This window comes from Streptomyces sp. NPDC048392, from assembly GCF_043200575.1.
Lineage (GTDB): Bacteria > Actinomycetota > Actinomycetes > Streptomycetales > Streptomycetaceae > Streptomyces.
The window spans coordinates 130,079-148,079 of sequence record NZ_JBICYB010000003.1; the positions used below are offsets into that span (position 1 = coordinate 130,079).

An 18,001-nucleotide genomic window follows, 5' to 3' on the forward strand; every position below is an offset into this window, starting at 1 on the left:
GCATGACATCGCCGGGCAGACGGGAGTTCGACGACAGGGCCTGCCTAGGACGGCCTGCGCGCCGACGTCACCCGGTACACGTCGTAGACGCCCTCCACGCCGCGTACGGCCTTCAGGACGTGGCCGAGGTGCTTCGGGTCGCCCATCTCGAAGGTGAAGCGGGAGGTGGCGACGCGGTCGCGCGAGGTCTGCACCGCCGCCGAGAGGATGTTGACGTGCTGGTCGGACAGCACCCGGGTGACGTCCGACAGCAGCCGGGAGCGGTCCAGGGCCTCCACCTGGATGGCGACCAGGAAGACCGAGGACTGGGTGGGCGCCCACTCGACCTCGAGGATGCGCTCGGGCTCCCGGGACAGCGAGTCCACGTTCACACAGTCGCTGCGGTGCACGGACACCCCGCTGCCGCGGGTGACGAAGCCGATGATGGGGTCGCCGGGCACGGGCGTGCAGCAGCGGGCCAGCTTGACCCACACGTCGTCGACGCCCTTGACGACGACGCCCGGGTCGGCGCTGGTCCGGCGTTTGCGGCCGCGACCCCGGGCCGGCGGGACCGACTCGTCGATCTCCTCGGTGGCGGCCTCTTCGCCGCCGAGCGCCTGGACCAGTTTCTGCACGATGTTCTGCGCGGAGACATGCCCCTCGCCGATCGCCGCGTACAGGGCGGAGATGTCCGAGTAGCGCATCTCGTGGGCGAGCGTGACCAGGGAGTCGCCGGTCAGGATGCGCTGGATCGGCAGGTTCTGCTTGCGCATCGCGCGGACGATGGCGTCCTTGCCCTGCTCGATCGCCTCGTCGCGGCGCTCCTTGGAGAACCAGCCGCGGATCTTGTTGCGGGCGCGCGGTGACTTGACGAAGCCGAGCCAGTCGCGGGAGGGGCCCGCGCCGACCGCCTTGGAGGTGAAGACCTCCACCAGGTCGCCGTTGTCCAGGGTGGACTCCAGCGGGACCAGGCGCCCGTTGACCCGCGCTCCTATGGTGCGGTGGCCGACCTCGGTGTGGACGGCGTAGGCGAAGTCCACGGGGGTGGCCCCGGCGGGGAGCGCTATGACGTCGCCCTTGGGGGTGAAGACGAAGACCTCGTTGCGGGAGAGGTCGAAGCGCAGGGACTCCAGGAACTCCCCGGGGTCCTCGGTCTCCTTCTGCCAGTCGAGGAGCTGGCGCAGCCATGCCATGTCGTTGAGGTGGTCGTCCTTGCCCTTGCCGGACGACCTGGGCGCGTCGGAGCGGACCTTGGAGGCGCCGGCGACGGCCTCCTGCTTGTACTTCCAGTGCGCGGCGATGCCGTACTCCGCGCGGCGGTGCATGTCGAAGGTGCGGATCTGCAGCTCGACCGGCTTGCCTCCGGGCCCGATGACCGTCGTGTGCAGCGACTGGTACATGTTGAACTTGGGCATCGCGATGTAGTCCTTGAACCGCCCCGGAACCGGGTTCCAGCGGGCGTGGACCGTGCCGAGGGCCGCGTAGCAGTCGCGGACGGTGTCCACCAGGACGCGGATGCCCACCAGGTCGTAGATCTCCGCGAAGTCCCGGCCGCGGACGATCATCTTCTGGTAGACGCTGTAGTAGTGCTTGGGACGGCCGGTGACGGTCGCCTTGATGCGGGCCGCGCGCAGGTCCTGCTGGACCTCGTCGGTGACGACGGCGAGGTACTCGTCGCGCTTGGGGGCGCGCTCGGCGACCAGGCGGACGATCTCGTCGTACATCTTGGGGTAGAGGATCGCGAAGGCGAGGTCCTCCAGTTCCCACTTGATGGTGTTCATGCCCAGCCGGTGGGCGAGCGGCGCGTAGATCTCCAGGGTCTCGCGCGCCTTCTTCTCCTGCTTCTCGCGCTTGAGGTAGCGCATGGTGCGCATGTTGTGCAGGCGGTCGGCGAGCTTGATGACCAGGACGCGCGGGTCCTTGGCCATGGCGACGACCATCTTGCGCACGGTCTCGGCCTGCGCGGCCTCGCCGAACTTGACCTTGTCCAGCTTGGTGACGCCGTCGACGAGCAGGGTGACCACGTCGCCGAAGTCGCGCCGCAGGTCCTCCAGGCCGTACTCGGTGTCCTCGACGGTGTCGTGCAGCAGCCCGGCCATCAGTGTGGCCGGGTCCATGCCCAGCTCGGCGAGGATGGTGGTGACGGCGAGCGGGTGCGTGATGTACGGGTCGCCGCTCTTGCGCTTCTGGCCGCGGTGCCAGCGTTCGGCGACCTGGTAGGCGCGCTCGATCTGGCGCAGGGTCGCCGCCTCGATCTTGGGGTCGTTGCCGCGCACTATGCGCAGCAGCGGCTCCAGGACCGGGTTGTACGGGTTCGCGCGCTGGACGCCGAGGCGGGCCAGCCGGGCGCGCACGCGGTTGGAGGAGCCGGAGCGGGCGGGCTGCCCGGCGGGCGCGCGGACCACCGGCGCGTTCTGCGGGCGCTCGGGCGGCAGCTGCTTGGGACGCGCCTGCTGCTCGGCCGGCTTGTCGACCGGCGCGGACGGGGCGTGCTGGATCGGCCCGTGCGTGTCGTTCTTCGCCTGGGGCGCGCTCGGCGCGGGCTTCGCCGCGGACGCCGAGGCGGACTCGGGCTTAGCGGCGGTCAGTGGCTGGGCCTCGTCTGGCAAGAGGACTCCTCGTGCGCGATCCGGGTCCCCCGGTCAGGCTCCGGAAACCCCATGGTAGCGATCCTGCGCCGCAGCATCGCCTTCAGGCCGCTGTGGGGGCCGTCAACCCCTGCAACGCCTGAGGCGGGCGCCGGATTCCTCCGGGCCCGCCTCAGGGGCGTGACGGGCGCTGCGAGCGCGCTCCCCGCGCCCGCTCACGGTCGCGGCGTTCTCAGACCGTGAGCAGCGCCTTCAGCGGGGCCCCGGCCAGGGCCGGCTCCAGTCGGGCCCGCCCGCCGAGGAAGCCCAGCTCCATCAGGACGGCGAGGCCCGCGACCTCGGCGCCGGCCCGGCGGATCAGCTCCAGCGATGCCTCGGCGGTACCGCCGGTGGCGAGGACGTCGTCGACGACCAGCACGCGGTCGCCCGCGCTCAGGTCCTCGGCGTGCACCTCGATCTCGGCGGAGCCGTACTCCAGGTCGTACGCCTGGCTGAGGGTGGCTCCGGGGAGCTTGCCCGCCTTGCGTACGGGGATGAAGCCGAGGCCCGCCCGCAGGGCGACCGGGGCGCCGAGGATGAAGCCGCGGGCCTCCAGACCGACGACCTTCGTGGCGCCGGTGGCCCCGGCGACCTCGGCGAGGGCGTCGGTCAGGGCGGCGAACGCCACCGGGTCCGCCAGGAGCGGGGTGATGTCCTTGAACACCACGCCCGGCTCCGGGTGGTCGGCCACGTCCCGGATGCGGCTGAGGAGCAGCTCGGAGACGTCGGTCGTGCCGGTCATCGGCGCTTTCCCGAGGGACGGCCGCGGCCCCTGCCGCGGGACGCGGGCTGGTTGCGGGGGCCGACGACCGCGGGAGCCGCGTCGCCGGACTCGTCGGCCCCGTCGTCGGCGTACCGCTGCTCGCCGACCGCGGACTCCGCCGGTTCACCCTTGGCGGTCGCCTGGGCACGCTTGGCGAGGATCCGCTTCCTGAGGGCCTTCATCTGCGGCTCGGCCTCCTTGAGGTCGGCGACGAGCGGCGTGGCGATGAAGATCGACGAGTAGGCGCCCGCGGCGAGACCGACGAACAGCGACAGCGAGATGTCGTTGAGCATGCCGGCACCGAGGACACCGCCGCCGATGAACAGCAGACCGCCGACCGGCAGCAGCGCGACCACCGTGGTGTTGATGGAGCGCACCAGGGTGCTGTTGATCGACCGGTTGGCGACCTCGGCGTAGGTCCAGCGGGTCTGCCTGGTGATGTCCCGCGTCTGCTCCTTCAGGCTGTCGAAGACGACGACCGTGTCGTAGAGCGAGTATCCGAGGATGGTCAGCAGACCGATCACCGTGCCGGGTGTGACCTCGAAGCCGACGAGGGCGTAGATGCCGACCGTGATGGTGATGTCGTGGATCAGCGCGACGAACGCGGCGAGCGCCATGCGCCACTCGAACGCGATCGCCAGGTAGATCACCACGAGGACCATGAAGATCCCGAGACCCTGCCAGGCCTTGTTCGCGATCTGGTCACCCCAGCTGGGGCCGACCAGGTCGGCGTTGATCTTCTCCGCCGGTACGTCCAGGTCCTTGGAGAGCTCCTCCTTGATCCGGTCCGACTGCTGGGTGTCGGTGCCCGCGATCTGGATACGGAGGCTGCCGTCGCCGAGCTTCTGGACGATCGCGTCGTGGCCGGAGGCCTCCTCCGCCCAGGTCTCGGTCTGGGAGACCGAGGCACTCATGTTCTTAGGGGTGGTGAAGACCGCACCGCCCTGGAACTCGATGCCCATGTGCAGTCCGCGCACCGCCAGGCCGACGATGGCGGTGATGGTGATGAGGATCGAGATGCCGTACCAGATCTTGCGGTTCTTGACGAAGTCGTAGCCGACCTCGCCGTGGTGCAGTCGGGCGCCGAGGTTGCCGAGCTTCGACATCTCTCACGCCTCCTTCGGGTCGACAGGGCCGGCGGCAGGACGGGACGGACGGCGGGTGCGGCGCAGCGGAGGCTTGGCACCCAGGGCCTTGGGATCGAGGCCGGACCACTTGTGACCGCTCGCGAAGAAGTTCCGCCGGGCCATCAGCGTCAGCAGCGGCTTGGTGAACAGGAACACCACCACCACGTCGAGCAGGGTCGTCAGACCCAGCGTGAACGCGAAGCCCTGCACCTTGCCGACGGTGACGACGAAGAGCACCGCGGCGGCGAGGAAGGACACGAAGTCGGAGACCAGGATGGTGCGCCGGGCGCGCGGCCAGGCCCGCTCGACGGCGGGGCGCAGGGTGCGGCCCTCCCGGATCTCGTCGCGGACGCGTTCGAAGTACACGATGAACGAGTCCGCCGTGATGCCGATGGCGACGATGGCGCCGCACACGGCCGGCAGGTTCAGCGCGAAGCCGATGGTCGGGCCGAGCAGCGCCATGATCACGTACGTGAGGCCGGCCGAGACCAGCAGCGAGCAGACGGCGATGAACGACAGGCCGCGGTAGTAGAACAGCAGGTAGAGGACGACCAGGGCGAGGCCGATCGCGCCCGCGATCAGACCGGCCCTGAGCTGGTCACCGCCGAGCGCGGCGGTGACGGTGGTGACGCTGTCCTCCTTGAAGGTCAGCGGCAGCGCGCCGTAGGACAGCATGTTGGCGAGGCCCTGGGCCTCCTCCTGGTCGAAGCTGCCGGAGATCTCCGCGTTGCCGCCGGTGAGCGCCTGGCTCACGTACGGGTCGGAGACGACCTCGTTGTCCAGGACGATGGCGAACTGGTTCTGCGGAGACTGGTTCTGCGCCAGCTTGCCGGTGATGTCCGCGAACTTCTTGCTGCCCTTGTCCGTGAACTTCATCGTCACGGTCCAGCCGGCGGCGGTCTGCGTGTTGTAGACCGCGTCGGCCTCGTCCACGTCGGTGCCGTCGACCGCCGCCGGGCCGAGGATGTACTTCTGCCACTGGCCCTGCGAGTTCTGGCCGCAGGCCACCATCGAGTCGCCCGGCCGGGCGCCGTCGCCGGCCTTGGCGCGGGCGCCCTCGTCGGTGCAGTCCAGGGCCGCGTACTGCTGCTGCAGCTTGGCGGTGGCGTCGTCGCCGGGGGCGCTGGCGCTCGGGGACGGGGAGGCGCCGTCGGAGCTCTTCGCGGACGGGCTGGGGTCGGCCTTCAGGGCGTCGCTGGCGGCGCGGCCCTGGGTGGTGGCGCCGGCCGAGGCGGAATCGGACGGCGTGCCGCTCGCCTTGTCCCCGTCGGCGGCCTTGTCCCCGTCGGCGGCCTTGTCGGTCGCCTTGTCGGTCGCCTTGTCCGAGGCGCCGCCCGTCTCGCTCGGCGAGGGGCTGCCGGTCGCGCCGGCGCCGGACAGCTCGGTGGCCAGGACCGGACGGAAGTACAGCTTGGCGGTGGTACCGACCTGCTGCCGGGCTTCCTTCGAGTTCGTGCCCTTGGGGATGTTGACGATGATGTTCCGGTCGCCCTGGGTCTGGACCTCGGCCTCGGAAACGCCCAGCCCATTGACACGGCGGTTCATGATCTCGACCGCGGTGTCCATGTTGGTCTTGTTGATCGCGGACTCCTGGCCCGCCTCCGGGACCGCCCGGAGTGTGATGCTCGTGCCGCCGGCCAGGTCGATACCGAGACGCGGAGTCGTGTGTCCCGAGGCGAACATGCCTCCGGTGAGCGCCACGATGGCGATCAGGATCAGGGCCAGCGAGCGCCCGGGCTTACTCTGAGCGCTCGCACTCTTTCCCTTTTTAGGTGCTACCACCTTTGCGTACTCCCTCTCGGGCCGCTTCGCGCCCAGAAGGCGTCACGGCGGCCATCACATGGTGTCCGGGTCCGTGCGAGCCGCGCATCACGCGGGGCACGCGGGAGCCTCCCGCGCACCCCGGGGCGCGGCCTACTTCGCCTCGGAACCGCCGTCGGACTTCTTCGCCTTCTCGTCCGTCTTCGCCTCGGCGGGCGCGGCGTCGGCCGTCGGCTCTTCGGCCGGCTCGTCGTCCGCGTCCTTCTTGCCGAGGTCGACGGACTTGTCGTCGGAGACGGCGTCGGCGGGGGCGTCGGTCTCGGTGAGGGAGGAGGCGTCGTCCGGCACGACGTCCGCGTCGGACTTCAGGTCGTGCTCGATGCCGTGGACGATGCGGTTGTACTCGTCGTCGGTGAGGACGGCACCGATGGAGTTCTTGGCGAAGAGCAGTTCCACACCCGGGCCGGCGTCGAGAAGGACCGTGTCCTCGTTGACCTCCTTGACCGTGGCGTACATGCCCCCGATGGTGCGGACACCGGATCCGGGCTGGATCTCGTTGCGCATGTTGGCGGCCTGCTGCTGCTTCTTCTTCGCCGACCGGGTCATCAGGAACATGGCCCCGATGAGCACGATGAACGGGAGGAGGGTCACGAGACTCACGGGTCGGTACTTCCTTCACACGACCGCGATGGGGAGCGGCCTGATGGTTGGGGGTGTGTACGCCACCGGCTAGGGCGGCATCGGCGGAGTCTAAGGGAGTCCGCGCGCATGGAACAACGCTCAGCATGGCACCGGGGTTCCTGCTCCGGCGAATGTGCCCCTCGCGACCGGGCCGTCACGCCCCGAACAAGTCCTGTTGTCCGTTTCCGGACGTCTGCGAGCGCGGCGGGGTGAGGCCGAGATGCGCCCATGCGGCCGGCGTGGCGACCCGCCCGCGTGGGGTACGGGCGAGCAGGCCCTCCCGTACGAGGAAGGGCTCGGCGACCTCTTCCACTGTCTCACGCTCCTCCCCCACGGCCACGGCGAGCGTGGACAGGCCGACCGGTCCGCCGCCGAACAGCTTGAGGAGGGCCTCCAGCACGCCCCGGTCGAGACGGTCCAGCCCCCGGGCGTCGACCTCGTAGACCGCGAGGGCGGCCGCGGCGATCTCCTGGGTGATCAGGCCGTCGGCCTTGACCTGGGCGTAGTCGCGCACCCGGCGCAGCAGGCGGTTGGCGATGCGAGGGGTGCCGCGGGAGCGTCCGGCGATCTCGGCGGCGCCGGTGGGATCGATCTCGACGTCGAGCAGGCCGGCGGAGCGGTGGATGACGCGCTCCAGTTCGGCCGGTCCGTAGAACTCCATGTGGGCGGTGAAACCGAAGCGGTCACGCAGCGGGGGCGGCAGCAGCCCCGCGCGCGTGGTGGCGCCGACCAGGGTGAACGGGGGCAGTTCCAGGGGAATGGCGGTGGCGCCCGGGCCCTTGCCGACGATCACGTCGACGCGGTAGTCCTCCATCGCCATGTAGAGCATCTCCTCGGCGGGCCGCGACATGCGGTGGATCTCGTCGAGGAAGAGCACCTCGCCCTCCTGGAGCGAGGAGAGGATCGCCGCGAGGTCGCCGGCGTGCTGGATGGCGGGACCGGAGGTGATGCGGATGGGGGCTTCCATCTCGGCCGCGATGATCATCGAGAGGGTGGTCTTGCCGAGGCCGGGAGCGCCGGAGAGGAGCACGTGGTCGGCGGTCGCCCCGCGTGCGCGTGCGGCGCGCAGCACCAGGTCGAGCTGTTCGCGGACCTTCTCCTGGCCGATGAACTCGCCCAGGTCCTTGGGACGCAGGGCCGCCTCAACGGCCTGGTCCTCGCCGTCGGCGACAGCGCCCACCAACCGCTCGGCGGCGGCCTCTGCGTCGGTCGTGTCGTCCCAGTTCATGGTGTGCCTCGTGGGTCGGTGGTGGCTGGCGTCGGGCGCGGTTCGGCGGCCGCGGTCAGCGGGCGCGGTTCAGCGTCTGCAGGGCGGCCTTGAGCAACTGGCCCACCTGCGGTGTGCCCTCGGCGGCCTCCGCCTGCGGCGCCACGGCGGTGACGGCCTCGTCGGCCTCGCGGGTCGCGTACCCCAGACCGATCAGGGCGGCGTGCAGCTGGTCGCGCCAGCCGGTGCTGACCGGGGCGCCGACGGCGGGGGCGCCGATGGGCTCGCCGAGCCGGTCCCTCAGCTCCAGGAGCAGCTTCTGCGCCCCCTTCCTACCGATGCCGGGGACGGCGGTGAGCGCCTTCTCGTCGCCGGTGGAGACGGCCCTGCGCAGGGCGTCGGGGCGGTGCACGGCGAGCATCGCCTGGGCCAGGCGGGGGCCGACGCCGCTGGCCGTCTGGAGCAGCTCGAAGACCTGGCGCTCGTCGTCGTCGGCGAAGCCGTAGAGGGTGAGCGAGTCCTCGCGGACGACGAGGGAGGTGGCGAGCTTGGCGGGCTTGCCGAGCCGCAGGGCCGAGAGGGTGTCGGGCGTGCACTGGACGGCCATGCCGACACCGCCGACCTCGACCACCGCGGCGTCGGGTGCGAGGGCGGCGACGGTGCCGCTGACGAAGGCGATCATGCGGTACGGCCTTTCGACGGGTGGGGGGTCCGCGGGCGGTGCGGGCCCTGTGCTTCGTGCAGGGCGACCGCCTGCTGGAGCCGGTTCTGCGCGGGAGCGCGCCAGATGTGGCAGATGGCGAGTGCGAGGGCGTCGGCGGCGTCGGCCGGCTTGGGCGGCGCGTCGAGCCGCAGCAGGCGGGTGACCATGGCACCGACCTGCGCCTTGTCTGCGCGTCCGCTGCCGGTGACGGCCGCCTTGACCTCGCTCGGCGTGTGCAGGGCGACGGGAAGGCCGCGTCGGGAGGCGCACAGGATGGCGACGGCGCTGGCCTGGGCGGTGCCCATGACGGTGCGGACGTTGTGCTGGCTGAAGACGCGCTCCACGGCGACGCATTCCGGCCGGTGTTCGTCCAGCCACCGCTCGATGCCCTGCTCGACGGCGACGAGGCGGTGGCCGAGGTCCGCGTCCGCGGGCGTACGGACGACGCCGACGCCGATCATGGTCAGCGGCCGGCCCGCGACCCCCTCCACGACGCCGACCCCGCAGCGGGTCAGCCCCGGGTCCACCCCCAGTACGCGCAAGGCCCGCCTCCCTCTTCGCGGCTGAACCGCCGCCGCTCTCGCGGACCCGGCCGGTCACCATCGGGGTCGCTCGATCGGTGGTTGCGGTCCGCGGACGGTGATCTCTGACATGCGTCAGGTTATCGGGTGGCACCGACAGAGCGACGGGCCGACGGGATGTGTCCCCGTCGGCCCGCTGCGCAGGGGCCCGTCAGGCTTCGACCTTCTCCATGACCTCGTCGCTCACGTCGAAGTTGGCGAAGACGTTCTGCACGTCGTCGCTGTCCTCCAGGGCGTCGATGAGCCGGAAGATCTTCCGCGCGCCCTCCTCGTCCAGCTCGACCTGCATGGTCGGGACGAAGTTGGCGTCGGCGGACTCGTAGTCGATGCCGGCGTCCTGGAGGGCGGTGCGGACGGCGACCAGGTCGGTGGCCTCGCTGAGCACCTCGTAGGACTCGCCGAGGTCGTTGACCTCCTCCGCACCCGCGTCCAGGACGGCGGCGAGGACGTCGTCCTCGCCCAGCTCGCCCTTGGGTACGATCACGACGCCCTTGCGGTTGAACAGGTAGGAGACCGAGCCGGGGTCGGCCATGGAGCCGCCGTTGCGGGTCATGGCGACGCGGACGTCGGAGGCGGCGCGGTTGCGGTTGTCGGTGAGGCACTCGATGAGCACCGCGACACCGTTCGGGCCGTAGCCCTCGTACATGATCGTCTCGTAGTCGGCGCCACCGGCCTCCAGGCCGCCGCCGCGCTTGACCGCGGAGTCGATGTTCTTGTTCGGGACCGACTGCTTCTTCGCCTTCTGGATGGCGTCGTACAGCGTCGGGTTGCCTTCGATGTCGACGCCGCCCATGCGCGCCGCGACCTCGATGTTCTTGATCAGCTTCGCGAAGAGCTTGCCGCGCTTGGCGTCGATCACGGCCTTCTTGTGCTTCGTCGTAGCCCATTTAGAGTGGCCGGACATCTGCCTGTCTCCTTCGCGTAACCCATCTCTGCAACGAACTCGGGAATCCTACAAGGACTGAGCCGCCCGGTTCGCGCGCACCATGTCGGCGAAGAGGCGGTGCACGCGGTGGTCGCCGGTCAGTTCCGGGTGGAACGACGTGGCCAGCGCGTTGCCCTGGCGGACCGCGACGATGTGGCCGTCGTGCTCGGCGAGCACCTCGGCCGCGGCGCCCACGGACTCCACCCAGGGGGCGCGGATGAAGACGCCCTCCACAGGGGTGCCCTCGACGCCCTCGACGTCGACGGCGGCCTCGAAGGACTCGTTCTGCCGGCCGAAGGCGTTGCGGCGCACGATCATGTCGATGCCGCCGACCGTCTCCTGCCCGGAGCGCGGGTCGAGGATCTTGTCGGCCAGCAGGATCATGCCGGCGCAGGTGCCGTAGACGGGCAGACCGCTCCGCACGCGGGCGCGCAGGGGTTCCATCACTCCGAAGAGGACGGCCAGTTTCGAGATGGTGGTGGACTCGCCGCCGGGCAGGACCAGACCGTCCACCCCGGCGAGTTCCTCGGGGCGCCTGACCGGCCTGGCCACGGCGTCGGCCGCGGCCAGGGCGACGAGGTGCTCCCGTACGTCGCCCTGGAGCGCCAGGACACCGATGACGGGGGTGTCACTCATGGGTTCCGTGCCTTACCAGCCGCGGTTGGCGTAGCGCTCGGTCTCGGGGAGGGTGTCGCAGTTGATGCCGACCATGGCCTCGCCGAGGTTGCGGGACGCCTCCGCGATGATCTTCGGGTCGTCGTAGAAGGTGGTCGCCTTCACGATGGCGGCGGCCCGCTTGGCCGGGTCGCCGGACTTGAAGATGCCGGAGCCGACGAAGACGCCCTCGGCGCCGAGCTGGCGCATGAGCGCGGCGTCGGCCGGGGTGGCGACGCCGCCCGCGGAGAAGAGCACCACCGGCAGCTTGCCCAGCTCGGCGACCTCCCGGACCAGCTCGTAGGGGGCGCGCAGTTCCTTGGCGGCGGCGTACAGCTCGTTGTTGTCGTAGCCGCGCAGCCGGGCGATCTCGTTCTTGATCTGGCGCAGGTGACGGACGGCCTCGACGACGTTGCCGGTGCCGGCCTCGCCCTTGGAGCGGATCATCGCGGCGCCCTCGGCGATCCGGCGCAGGGCCTCACCGAGGTTGGTGGCGCCACAGACGAACGGGGTCGTGAAGGCGAACTTGTCGCTGTGGTTGACCTCGTCGGCCGGGGTGAGCACCTCGGACTCGTCGATGTAGTCGACGCCGAGGGACTGCAGGACCTGGGCCTCCACGAAGTGGCCGATGCGGGACTTGGCCATCACGGGGATCGAGACGGCGCCGATGATGCCCTCGATCATGTCCGGGTCGGACATGCGGGCCACGCCGCCGTCCTTGCGGATGTCGGCCGGGACCCGCTCCAGGGCCATGACGGCGACGGCGCCCGCGTCCTCGGCGATCTTCGCCTGCTCCGGCGTGACGACGTCCATGATGACGCCGCCCTTGAGCTGTTCGGCCATACCGCGCTTCACGCGGGCGGTGCCGGTCTCGGGTGCCTGGTTTTCGGAGAGCGTGCTGGACACGGGTACCTCGCTGAGGGAAGGGGTTTGTGCAGCAACGAGCAAACGCGAGAGGACCAGGCCACAGCAAGGGCCAATGGGAAGGCGGTGGATCGTTTTCGGTGCGGAGTGCGCTACGCGGCCCGTTCGACCAGGGCGGCCGGCGGCTCGTCGTCCATCTCGAAGGCCGGCGGGAAGGGCGCGTGTCCGGCGAGGCGGAACCAGCGGACCTTGCGGTGTTCGCGCAGCCTGCGGGCGGCTCCCACCGCGTCGTTGTGGAAGCGCCGGGCCATCGGTACGCGCCGCACGGCCTCGGCCAGTTCGTGGGCCGCCGCCTCTCCCCCGGGCGCCTCGCGCAGGGCGTCCACCTGCTGCGGCTCGGCGAACACGGCTCGCAGGGCCTGGCTCAGCTCGCTCTCGGCGACCTCCCGCGGCTCCTCCTCGGCCTGCCGGGCGGCGTGTGCGGCCTCGTACAGGACGATGGAGGCGGCGGGGTCGAGCACCCCGGAGGTGGCGAGTTCCTGGGCCACGGACGCCCTGCGCAGCAGTTGCGCGTCCAGAGCGGCACGGGCGGCGTCGATCCGGGCGTGCAGCCGGTCCAGGCGGCCCGCCGTCCAGCTCAGGTACAGGCCGACGGCGACGAGGACGACCAGGATCCAGATGAGGGTTGCGGTCACGGGGCGCAACCCTATCGGTGGGCGTCAGCGAGGACCCCGCCCCGGGCCCCGTGCGCGGGCGGGTCAGTCCCTCGCCAGTCCGAAGCGCGCCAGCAGCCCCGTCGCCCGGTCGTCCGTCGCCACCGCCGCCGCTCCCGCGGCGACCGTCTCGTAGACGGACAGGATGTCCGCGCCGACCGTGGACCAGTCGAAGCGCCGTACGTGGGCGCTGCCCCGCTCCCGCAGCGCGGTCCGGCGTTCCGGGTCGGCCAGCAACCGCACCGCCGCGTCGGCCAGGGCGTCCGCGTCCTCGTTGGGGAACAGCTCGCCCGCCGCCCCCTGGTCGAGGACCTGGGCGAAGGCGTCGAGGTCGGAGGCGAGGACGGGGGCGCCGGCCGACATGGCCTCGACGAGGACGATGCCGAAGCTCTCGCCGCCGGTGTTGGGCGCCACGTACAGGTCGACGCTGCGCAGGAAGCGGGCCTTGTCCTCGTCGCTGACCATGCCGAGGAACTCCACACGGGAGTGCAGTTCCCCGGGCAGGCTCTCGACGGCCTCCTTCTCGTCGCCGCGCCCCGCCACCAGCAGCCGGGTCTGCGGGCGGGCGGCGAGGATCCGGGGCAGGGCCCGCATGAGTACCGGAAGGCCCTTGCGGGGTTCGTCGATGCGCCCTATGAAGCCGATGGTGTCCGACTGCCACTCGGCCTTCGGCTCCGCGCCCGCGAAGAAGCCGACGTCGACGCCGTTGGGGATGACGACCGCGTCCCCGCCGAGGTGCTCGACGAGCGTGCGGCGGGCGTACTCGCTCACGGCGATCCGGGCGCTGATCTTCTCCAGGGCGGCCTGGAGGATCGCGTACGCGGCGATCATCGCCCGGGAGCGCGGGTTGGAGGTGTGGAAGGTGGCCACGATCGGGCCCTGGGCCGCCCAGCAGGTCAGCAGACCCAGCGAGGGCGAGGTCGGCTCGTGGATGTGGATGACGTCGAAGGCGCCGTCGTGCAGCCAGCGGCGTACCCGGGCCGCCGACAGGAAGCCGAAGTTCAGCCGGGCCACCGAGCCGTTGTACGGCACGGGCACCGCGCGGCCGGCCGAGACGACGTACGGGGGCAGCGGGGTGTCGTCGTCGGCGGGAGCGAGGACGGACACCTCGTGGCCGAGCCGGATGAAGTACTCGGCGAGGTCCCGGATGTGGAACTGGACGCCGCCCGGCACGTCCCAGGAGTACGGGCAGACGATGCCGATCCTCACGACGCGCCCCGCCCGTCGGCCGCCCGGGGGGTCGTGTCCGGCCGGGGGGTCGCGTCCGGCCGGGGGGTCGCGTCCGGCCGGGGGGCCTTGGCGGGGTCGAGGTCCTTCAGCCACAAGCGCTGGAGCATGTGCCAGTCCTCCGGGTGGTCGGCGATCCCCGTGGCGAAGGCGTCGGCCAGCGCCTGTGTCATGACGGACGTCTTCTCGGCCCGGGTGCCTGACTCGGGCACCTCGACCGGCGGGTGCACCCGGCCCCGCATGACGGGCGAGTCGTCGTACCAGAGCGTCACCGGCAGCAGCAGTGCGCCGGTCTGCTGGGCGAGCAGGGCGGGGCCGGCCGGCATCCGGGCCGTCTCGCCGAAGAAGCCGACCTCCACGCCGGATGCGGACAGGTCGCGGTCGGCCACCAGGCAGACCAGGCCGCCGTCGCGCAACCGCCGGGCCAGCGTGCCGAACGCGGTGCCGCCGCTGTGCGGCAGGACCTCCATGCCGAGGCCCTCGCGGTAGGCGACGAACCGGTCGTAGAGGGTCTCCGGCTTGAGGCGCTCGGCGACCGTGGTGAACGGGATGCCGAGGTGCGTGGTGGCCCAGGCGCCGGCGAGGTCCCAGTTGGCCAGGTGCGGCAGGGCGAGCACCACGCCCTTGCCCGCGGCCATGCCGTCGGTCAGATGGTGCAGGTCCTCGGGGGAGAAGCCGCTCCTGATCCGCTCGGTGCTCCACGCCGGGAGCCGGAACGACTCCATCCAGTAGCGCAGGTACGAGCGCATGCCCGCGCGCGAGAGGGCTGCCAGCCGCTCGGGACCCGCGTCGGGCACCACGCGCGCGTAGTTGCTCTCCAGGCGGCGCACACCCGCGCCGCGCCGCTTCCAGGCGAGGTCCGCGATGCCGCGGCCGAGGCGTACGGCGACGGGCTCGGGGAGCTTCTTCACCGTGCCCCAGCCGGCGCCGTACAGGCCGTCGGTCAGCCGGTCCCGAGCGCTCACTTCGCCGCCTCGGTGCCCTGGCTCTCCTGGGCCGCGGCGTCCGCCTCGGCTGCCTCCCGGCGGACCGTGACGACCCGCTGGACCAGCGTGACGAGGCTGCCGACGGCGACGATCCACAGCGCGGTCGGCAGCAGGTACTGGATGCCGGGCACCCCGAACTTGTGCAGCCCGGCGAAGCCCGCGGCGACCAGCGAGACGACGAGCCGCTCGGCGCGCTCGACCAGCCCGTTGACGGCGACCGGCAGACCGATCGCCTCGCCGCGCGCCTTGGTGTACGACACGACCTGACCGCTGGCCAGGCAGAAGATCGACACGGCGCACAGCACGTTGTCGTCACCGCCGCCCGCGTACCACAGGGCGAGGCCGCCGAAGATCGCGCCGTCGGCGACCCGGTCCAGCGTGGAGTCCAGGAACGCGCCCCAGCGGCTGGAGCGGCCGAGCTGGCGGGCCATGTTGCCGTCGACGAGGTCGGAGAAGACGAAGAGCGTGATCACCACCGTGCCCCAGAAGAACTCACCCATGGGGTAGAAGACCAGCGCACCCACGACCACACCGGCGGTGCCGAGGAGCGTGACCGTGTCCGGGCTGACGCCCCGGCGGATGAGAAACGCGGCGAACGGTGTGAGGACACGCGTAAAAAATGCACGCGCGTACTTGTTCAGCATGGCCTTCCCGACGGTCGGTGTGGCCGTGCGGCCCTTGCTGGCCACCGGCTGGCCCATCGTAGTCACGCGCGCGCGTGGACGGTGGCCGGGCGGCACCCCGAGCCCTCGGGGAGCCGCCCGGTGGGCGGCGGGATCGGGGCCTCCGTATGGACGCGGCGGGACGGGAGTGGAAAGCTCGAAGAACCGCGGGCGTCGCCGGAGCCGCCAGTGCACGCGGTGCCGCGTGTCCGCGCCCACAGTGACCTCACCGTGCACGGGAGGCAAGGACATGGGCGACAAGGCACACACCCATCCCGGAGCCGCCGGAAGGGCGACGGCGGCCGACCATCCCACGTCCGTACGGAACGTGGTGCTGGTCGGCCACTCCGGATCGGGCAAGACGACTCTGGTGGAGGCTCTCGCGCTCACGGCGGGAGCGGTGAACCGGGCGGGCCGCGTGGAGGACGGCGGCTGCGTCTCCGACTACGACGACATGGAGCACCGGCAGCAGCGCTCCGTGCAGCTCTCCCTGGTGCCGGTCGAATGGGACGGCATCAAGATCAACCTCCTGGACACTCCGGGGTACGCCGACTTCGTCGGTGAACTGAGGGCCGGTCTGCGTGCGGCGGACGCCGCCCTCTTCGTCGTCTCGGCCTCCGACGGGGTGGACGGCTCGACCCGCACGGTCTGGGAGGAGTGCGCCGCCGTCGGCATGCCGCGCGCCATCGTGATCACGCACCTCGAGGCCTCCCGCGCGGATTTCGAGGAGATGACACGCGTCTGCGCGGAGGCCTTCGGCGGGGACGACCCCGACGCCGTGCTGCCGCTGTACCTGCCGCTGCACGGCCCGCCCGCCCCCGACGGGCACGCGCCCGTGACCGGGCTCGTGGGGCTGCTGTCGCGGAAGCTGTTCGACTACGCCTCGGGCGAGCGCGTGGAGTCGGAGCCGGGCGAGGCGGAGCTGCCGCAGCTCGACGAGGCCCGCTCCATGCTGATCGAGGGGATCATCTCGGAGAGCGAGGACGAGACCCTCATGGAGCGCTATCTCGGCGGCGATCAGGTCGACGTCAGGACGCTCGTCGAGGGTCTGGAACGGGCCGTCGCGCGCGGGGTGTTCTTCCCCGTCCTGGCCGCCGCTCCGGCCGCCGGCGGCGCCCGGCAGGGGTTGGGCACGGTCGAACTCCTGGACCTGATCACGCGTGGGTTCCCGACACCCCTGGAGCGCGCGGCCCCCCGGGTCACGACGCCGGACGGCGCCGGGCGCGAGCTGCGGATGTGCGATCCCGGCGAGTCGTTGGTCGCGGAGGTCGTCAAGACGTCCTCAGATCCGTACGTCGGCCGGATCTCGATGGTCCGCGTCTTCTCCGGCACCCTGCGCGCCGACCAGACGGTGCACGTCTCGGGACACGGGCTGGCCTGCCGCGGGCACGAGGACCGCGCCCTCCACGAGGCGGACGAGCGGATCGGCGCCCTGTCGACGCCGTTCGGCAAACAGCAGCGGCCGGTCACGCACGTCATCGCGGGCGACCTCGCCTGCGTGGCCAGGCTGAGCCGCGCGGAGACCGGGGACACGCTCTCGGCCAAGGACGACCCGCTGCTGATGGCCCCGTGGGAGATGCCCGACCCGTTGCTGCCGCTCGCCATCCAGGCGCACAGCAAACCCGACGAGGACAAGCTCTCCCAGGGACTGGCGCGACTGGCCGCCGAGGACCCGACGATGCGTCTGGAGCACAACCAGGACACGCACCAGGTGGTCCTGTGGTGCCTGGGCGAGGCGCACGCCGACGTCGCGCTGGAACGACTGCGCAGCCGCTACGGCGTCCAGGTCGACGTCGTCCCCCACCGGGTCTCCCTGCGCGAGACGTTCGGCGGCCGGGGGGCCGGGCGCGGACGGCACGTGAAGCAGTCCGGCGGGCACGGCCAGTACGCCGTCTGCGAGATCGAGGTGGAGCCCCTGCCCGGCGGCTCGGGCGTCGAGTTCGTGGACAAGGTGGTCGGCGGCGCGGTGCCCCGGCAGTTCATCCCGTCCGTGGAGAAGGGCGTGCGCGCGCAGGCTGCCAAGGGGGTCGCCGCGGGCCACCCGCTGATCGACGTGCGGATCACGCTGCTGGACGGCAAGGCGCACTCGGTGGACTCCTCCGACGCCGCGTTCCAGACGGCGGGCGCGCTGGCGCTCAGGGAGGCCGCCGCACAGGCGAGGATCCATCTGCTGGAGCCGGTGGCCGAGGTGAGCGTACTGGTCGGCGACGACTACGTGGGCGCCGTGATGAGCGACCTGTCGGGACGGCGCGGCAAGGTGCTCGGCACCGAGCAGACCAGCGGCGGCCGGACCCTGGTCCGGGCCGAGGTGCCGGAGATCGAGATCGGCCGCTACGCGGTGGACCTGCGCTCCCTCTCGCACGGCACCGCGCGCTTCGACCGCCGGTACGCGCGACACGAACCGATGCCGGCGCAGGTCGCGGACCGGCTGCGGGAGGAGGTGCGGGCGGCCTCGTAGCGCGTCCCGCGACCGGCGCGGGCCGCCCGGGGGGGGGTAGTCCGCGCCGGAGCCGCGCCACCCCGGCGTGCGACGGCGCGTGC

Annotated in this window: 16 protein-coding genes; 1 reads left to right on the top strand and 15 read right to left on the bottom strand. The window is 71.6% G+C overall.

What is annotated here, in order from left to right; all coding sequences use genetic code 11:
* Window positions 1–44: 44 nt before the first annotated feature.
* The 15 genes from relA to pgsA form a co-directional block, all read right to left on the bottom strand.
* Window positions 45–2,588 (bottom strand): GTP pyrophosphokinase, encoded by a 2,544-nt coding sequence (gene relA, locus ACGFYH_RS06790; RefSeq protein WP_393802058.1) that lies wholly within the window; start codon window positions 2,586–2,588, stop codon window positions 45–47.
* Window positions 2,589–2,799: 211 nt separating this feature from the next.
* A complete protein-coding gene (locus ACGFYH_RS06795; protein ID WP_393802059.1) occupies window positions 2,800–3,348 on the bottom strand; it encodes an adenine phosphoribosyltransferase in 549 nt (182 codons plus the stop codon).
* The gene (secF, locus tag ACGFYH_RS06800) at window positions 3,345–4,475 is read right to left on the bottom strand and encodes a protein translocase subunit SecF (RefSeq protein WP_393802060.1); all 1,131 of its coding nucleotides are present in this window, start codon (window positions 4,473–4,475) and stop codon (window positions 3,345–3,347) included. Before secF ends, ACGFYH_RS06795 begins: the two co-directional genes overlap by 4 nt.
* Before the next feature lie 3 nt (window positions 4,476–4,478).
* Entirely contained in the window at window positions 4,479–6,278 is a 1,800-nt protein-coding gene (gene secD, locus ACGFYH_RS06805) for a protein translocase subunit SecD (RefSeq protein ID WP_393802061.1), read from the bottom strand.
* 132 nt (window positions 6,279–6,410) lie between these two features.
* Complete coding sequence (gene yajC / locus ACGFYH_RS06810) at window positions 6,411–6,917, bottom strand: preprotein translocase subunit YajC (protein ID WP_393802062.1); 507 nt, start codon at window positions 6,915–6,917, stop codon at window positions 6,411–6,413.
* A 175-nt stretch (window positions 6,918–7,092) separates the two neighbouring features.
* On the bottom strand, window positions 7,093–8,166 hold the full coding sequence (gene ruvB / locus ACGFYH_RS06815) for a Holliday junction branch migration DNA helicase RuvB (protein ID WP_393802063.1): 1,074 nt from the start codon (window positions 8,164–8,166) through the stop codon (window positions 7,093–7,095).
* 55 nt (window positions 8,167–8,221) lie between these two features.
* Window positions 8,222–8,827 carry a Holliday junction branch migration protein RuvA gene (ruvA, locus tag ACGFYH_RS06820; RefSeq protein ID WP_393802064.1) on the bottom strand — a complete coding sequence of 202 codons (606 nt, stop codon included), beginning with the start codon at window positions 8,825–8,827 and terminating at the stop codon, window positions 8,222–8,224.
* Complete coding sequence (gene ruvC, locus ACGFYH_RS06825) at window positions 8,824–9,390, bottom strand: crossover junction endodeoxyribonuclease RuvC (RefSeq protein ID WP_393802065.1); 567 nt, start codon at window positions 9,388–9,390, stop codon at window positions 8,824–8,826. The genes ruvA and ruvC overlap by 4 nt, the downstream gene beginning before the upstream one ends.
* A 190-nt stretch (window positions 9,391–9,580) precedes the next feature.
* Window positions 9,581–10,333, bottom strand: a complete 753-nt coding sequence (locus ACGFYH_RS06830; protein WP_393802066.1) for a YebC/PmpR family DNA-binding transcriptional regulator — start codon at window positions 10,331–10,333, stop codon at window positions 9,581–9,583.
* A gap of 48 nt (window positions 10,334–10,381) precedes the next feature.
* Window positions 10,382–10,990 carry a pyridoxal 5'-phosphate synthase glutaminase subunit PdxT gene (gene pdxT, locus ACGFYH_RS06835; RefSeq protein WP_393802067.1) on the bottom strand — a complete coding sequence of 203 codons (609 nt, stop codon included), beginning with the start codon at window positions 10,988–10,990 and terminating at the stop codon, window positions 10,382–10,384.
* 12 nt (window positions 10,991–11,002) lie between these two features.
* Window positions 11,003–11,914 carry a pyridoxal 5'-phosphate synthase lyase subunit PdxS gene (gene pdxS / locus ACGFYH_RS06840; RefSeq protein WP_393802068.1) on the bottom strand — a complete coding sequence of 304 codons (912 nt, stop codon included), beginning with the start codon at window positions 11,912–11,914 and terminating at the stop codon, window positions 11,003–11,005.
* A gap of 110 nt (window positions 11,915–12,024) precedes the next feature.
* Window positions 12,025–12,567: a hypothetical protein gene (locus ACGFYH_RS06845; RefSeq protein WP_393802069.1), complete on the bottom strand. Its 543-nt coding sequence runs from the start codon at window positions 12,565–12,567 to the stop codon at window positions 12,025–12,027.
* 63 nt (window positions 12,568–12,630) lie between these two features.
* Window positions 12,631–13,794 carry a glycosyltransferase family 4 protein gene (locus ACGFYH_RS06850; protein ID WP_393802070.1) on the bottom strand — a complete coding sequence of 388 codons (1,164 nt, stop codon included), beginning with the start codon at window positions 13,792–13,794 and terminating at the stop codon, window positions 12,631–12,633.
* The gene (locus tag ACGFYH_RS06855) at window positions 13,791–14,777 is read right to left on the bottom strand and encodes a phosphatidylinositol mannoside acyltransferase (protein ID WP_393802071.1); all 987 of its coding nucleotides are present in this window, start codon (window positions 14,775–14,777) and stop codon (window positions 13,791–13,793) included. Before ACGFYH_RS06855 ends, ACGFYH_RS06850 begins: the two co-directional genes overlap by 4 nt.
* Window positions 14,774–15,499 carry a phosphatidylinositol phosphate synthase gene (pgsA, locus tag ACGFYH_RS06860; RefSeq protein WP_393802301.1) on the bottom strand — a complete coding sequence of 242 codons (726 nt, stop codon included), beginning with the start codon at window positions 15,497–15,499 and terminating at the stop codon, window positions 14,774–14,776. Before pgsA ends, ACGFYH_RS06855 begins: the two co-directional genes overlap by 4 nt.
* A gap of 211 nt (window positions 15,500–15,710) precedes the next feature.
* Here pgsA and ACGFYH_RS06865 point away from each other — a divergent pair, with 211 nt between their 5' ends.
* The gene (locus ACGFYH_RS06865; RefSeq protein ID WP_393802072.1) at window positions 15,711–17,918 is read left to right on the top strand and encodes an elongation factor G-like protein EF-G2; all 2,208 of its coding nucleotides are present in this window, start codon (window positions 15,711–15,713) and stop codon (window positions 17,916–17,918) included.
* Window positions 17,919–18,001 lie beyond the last annotated feature (83 nt).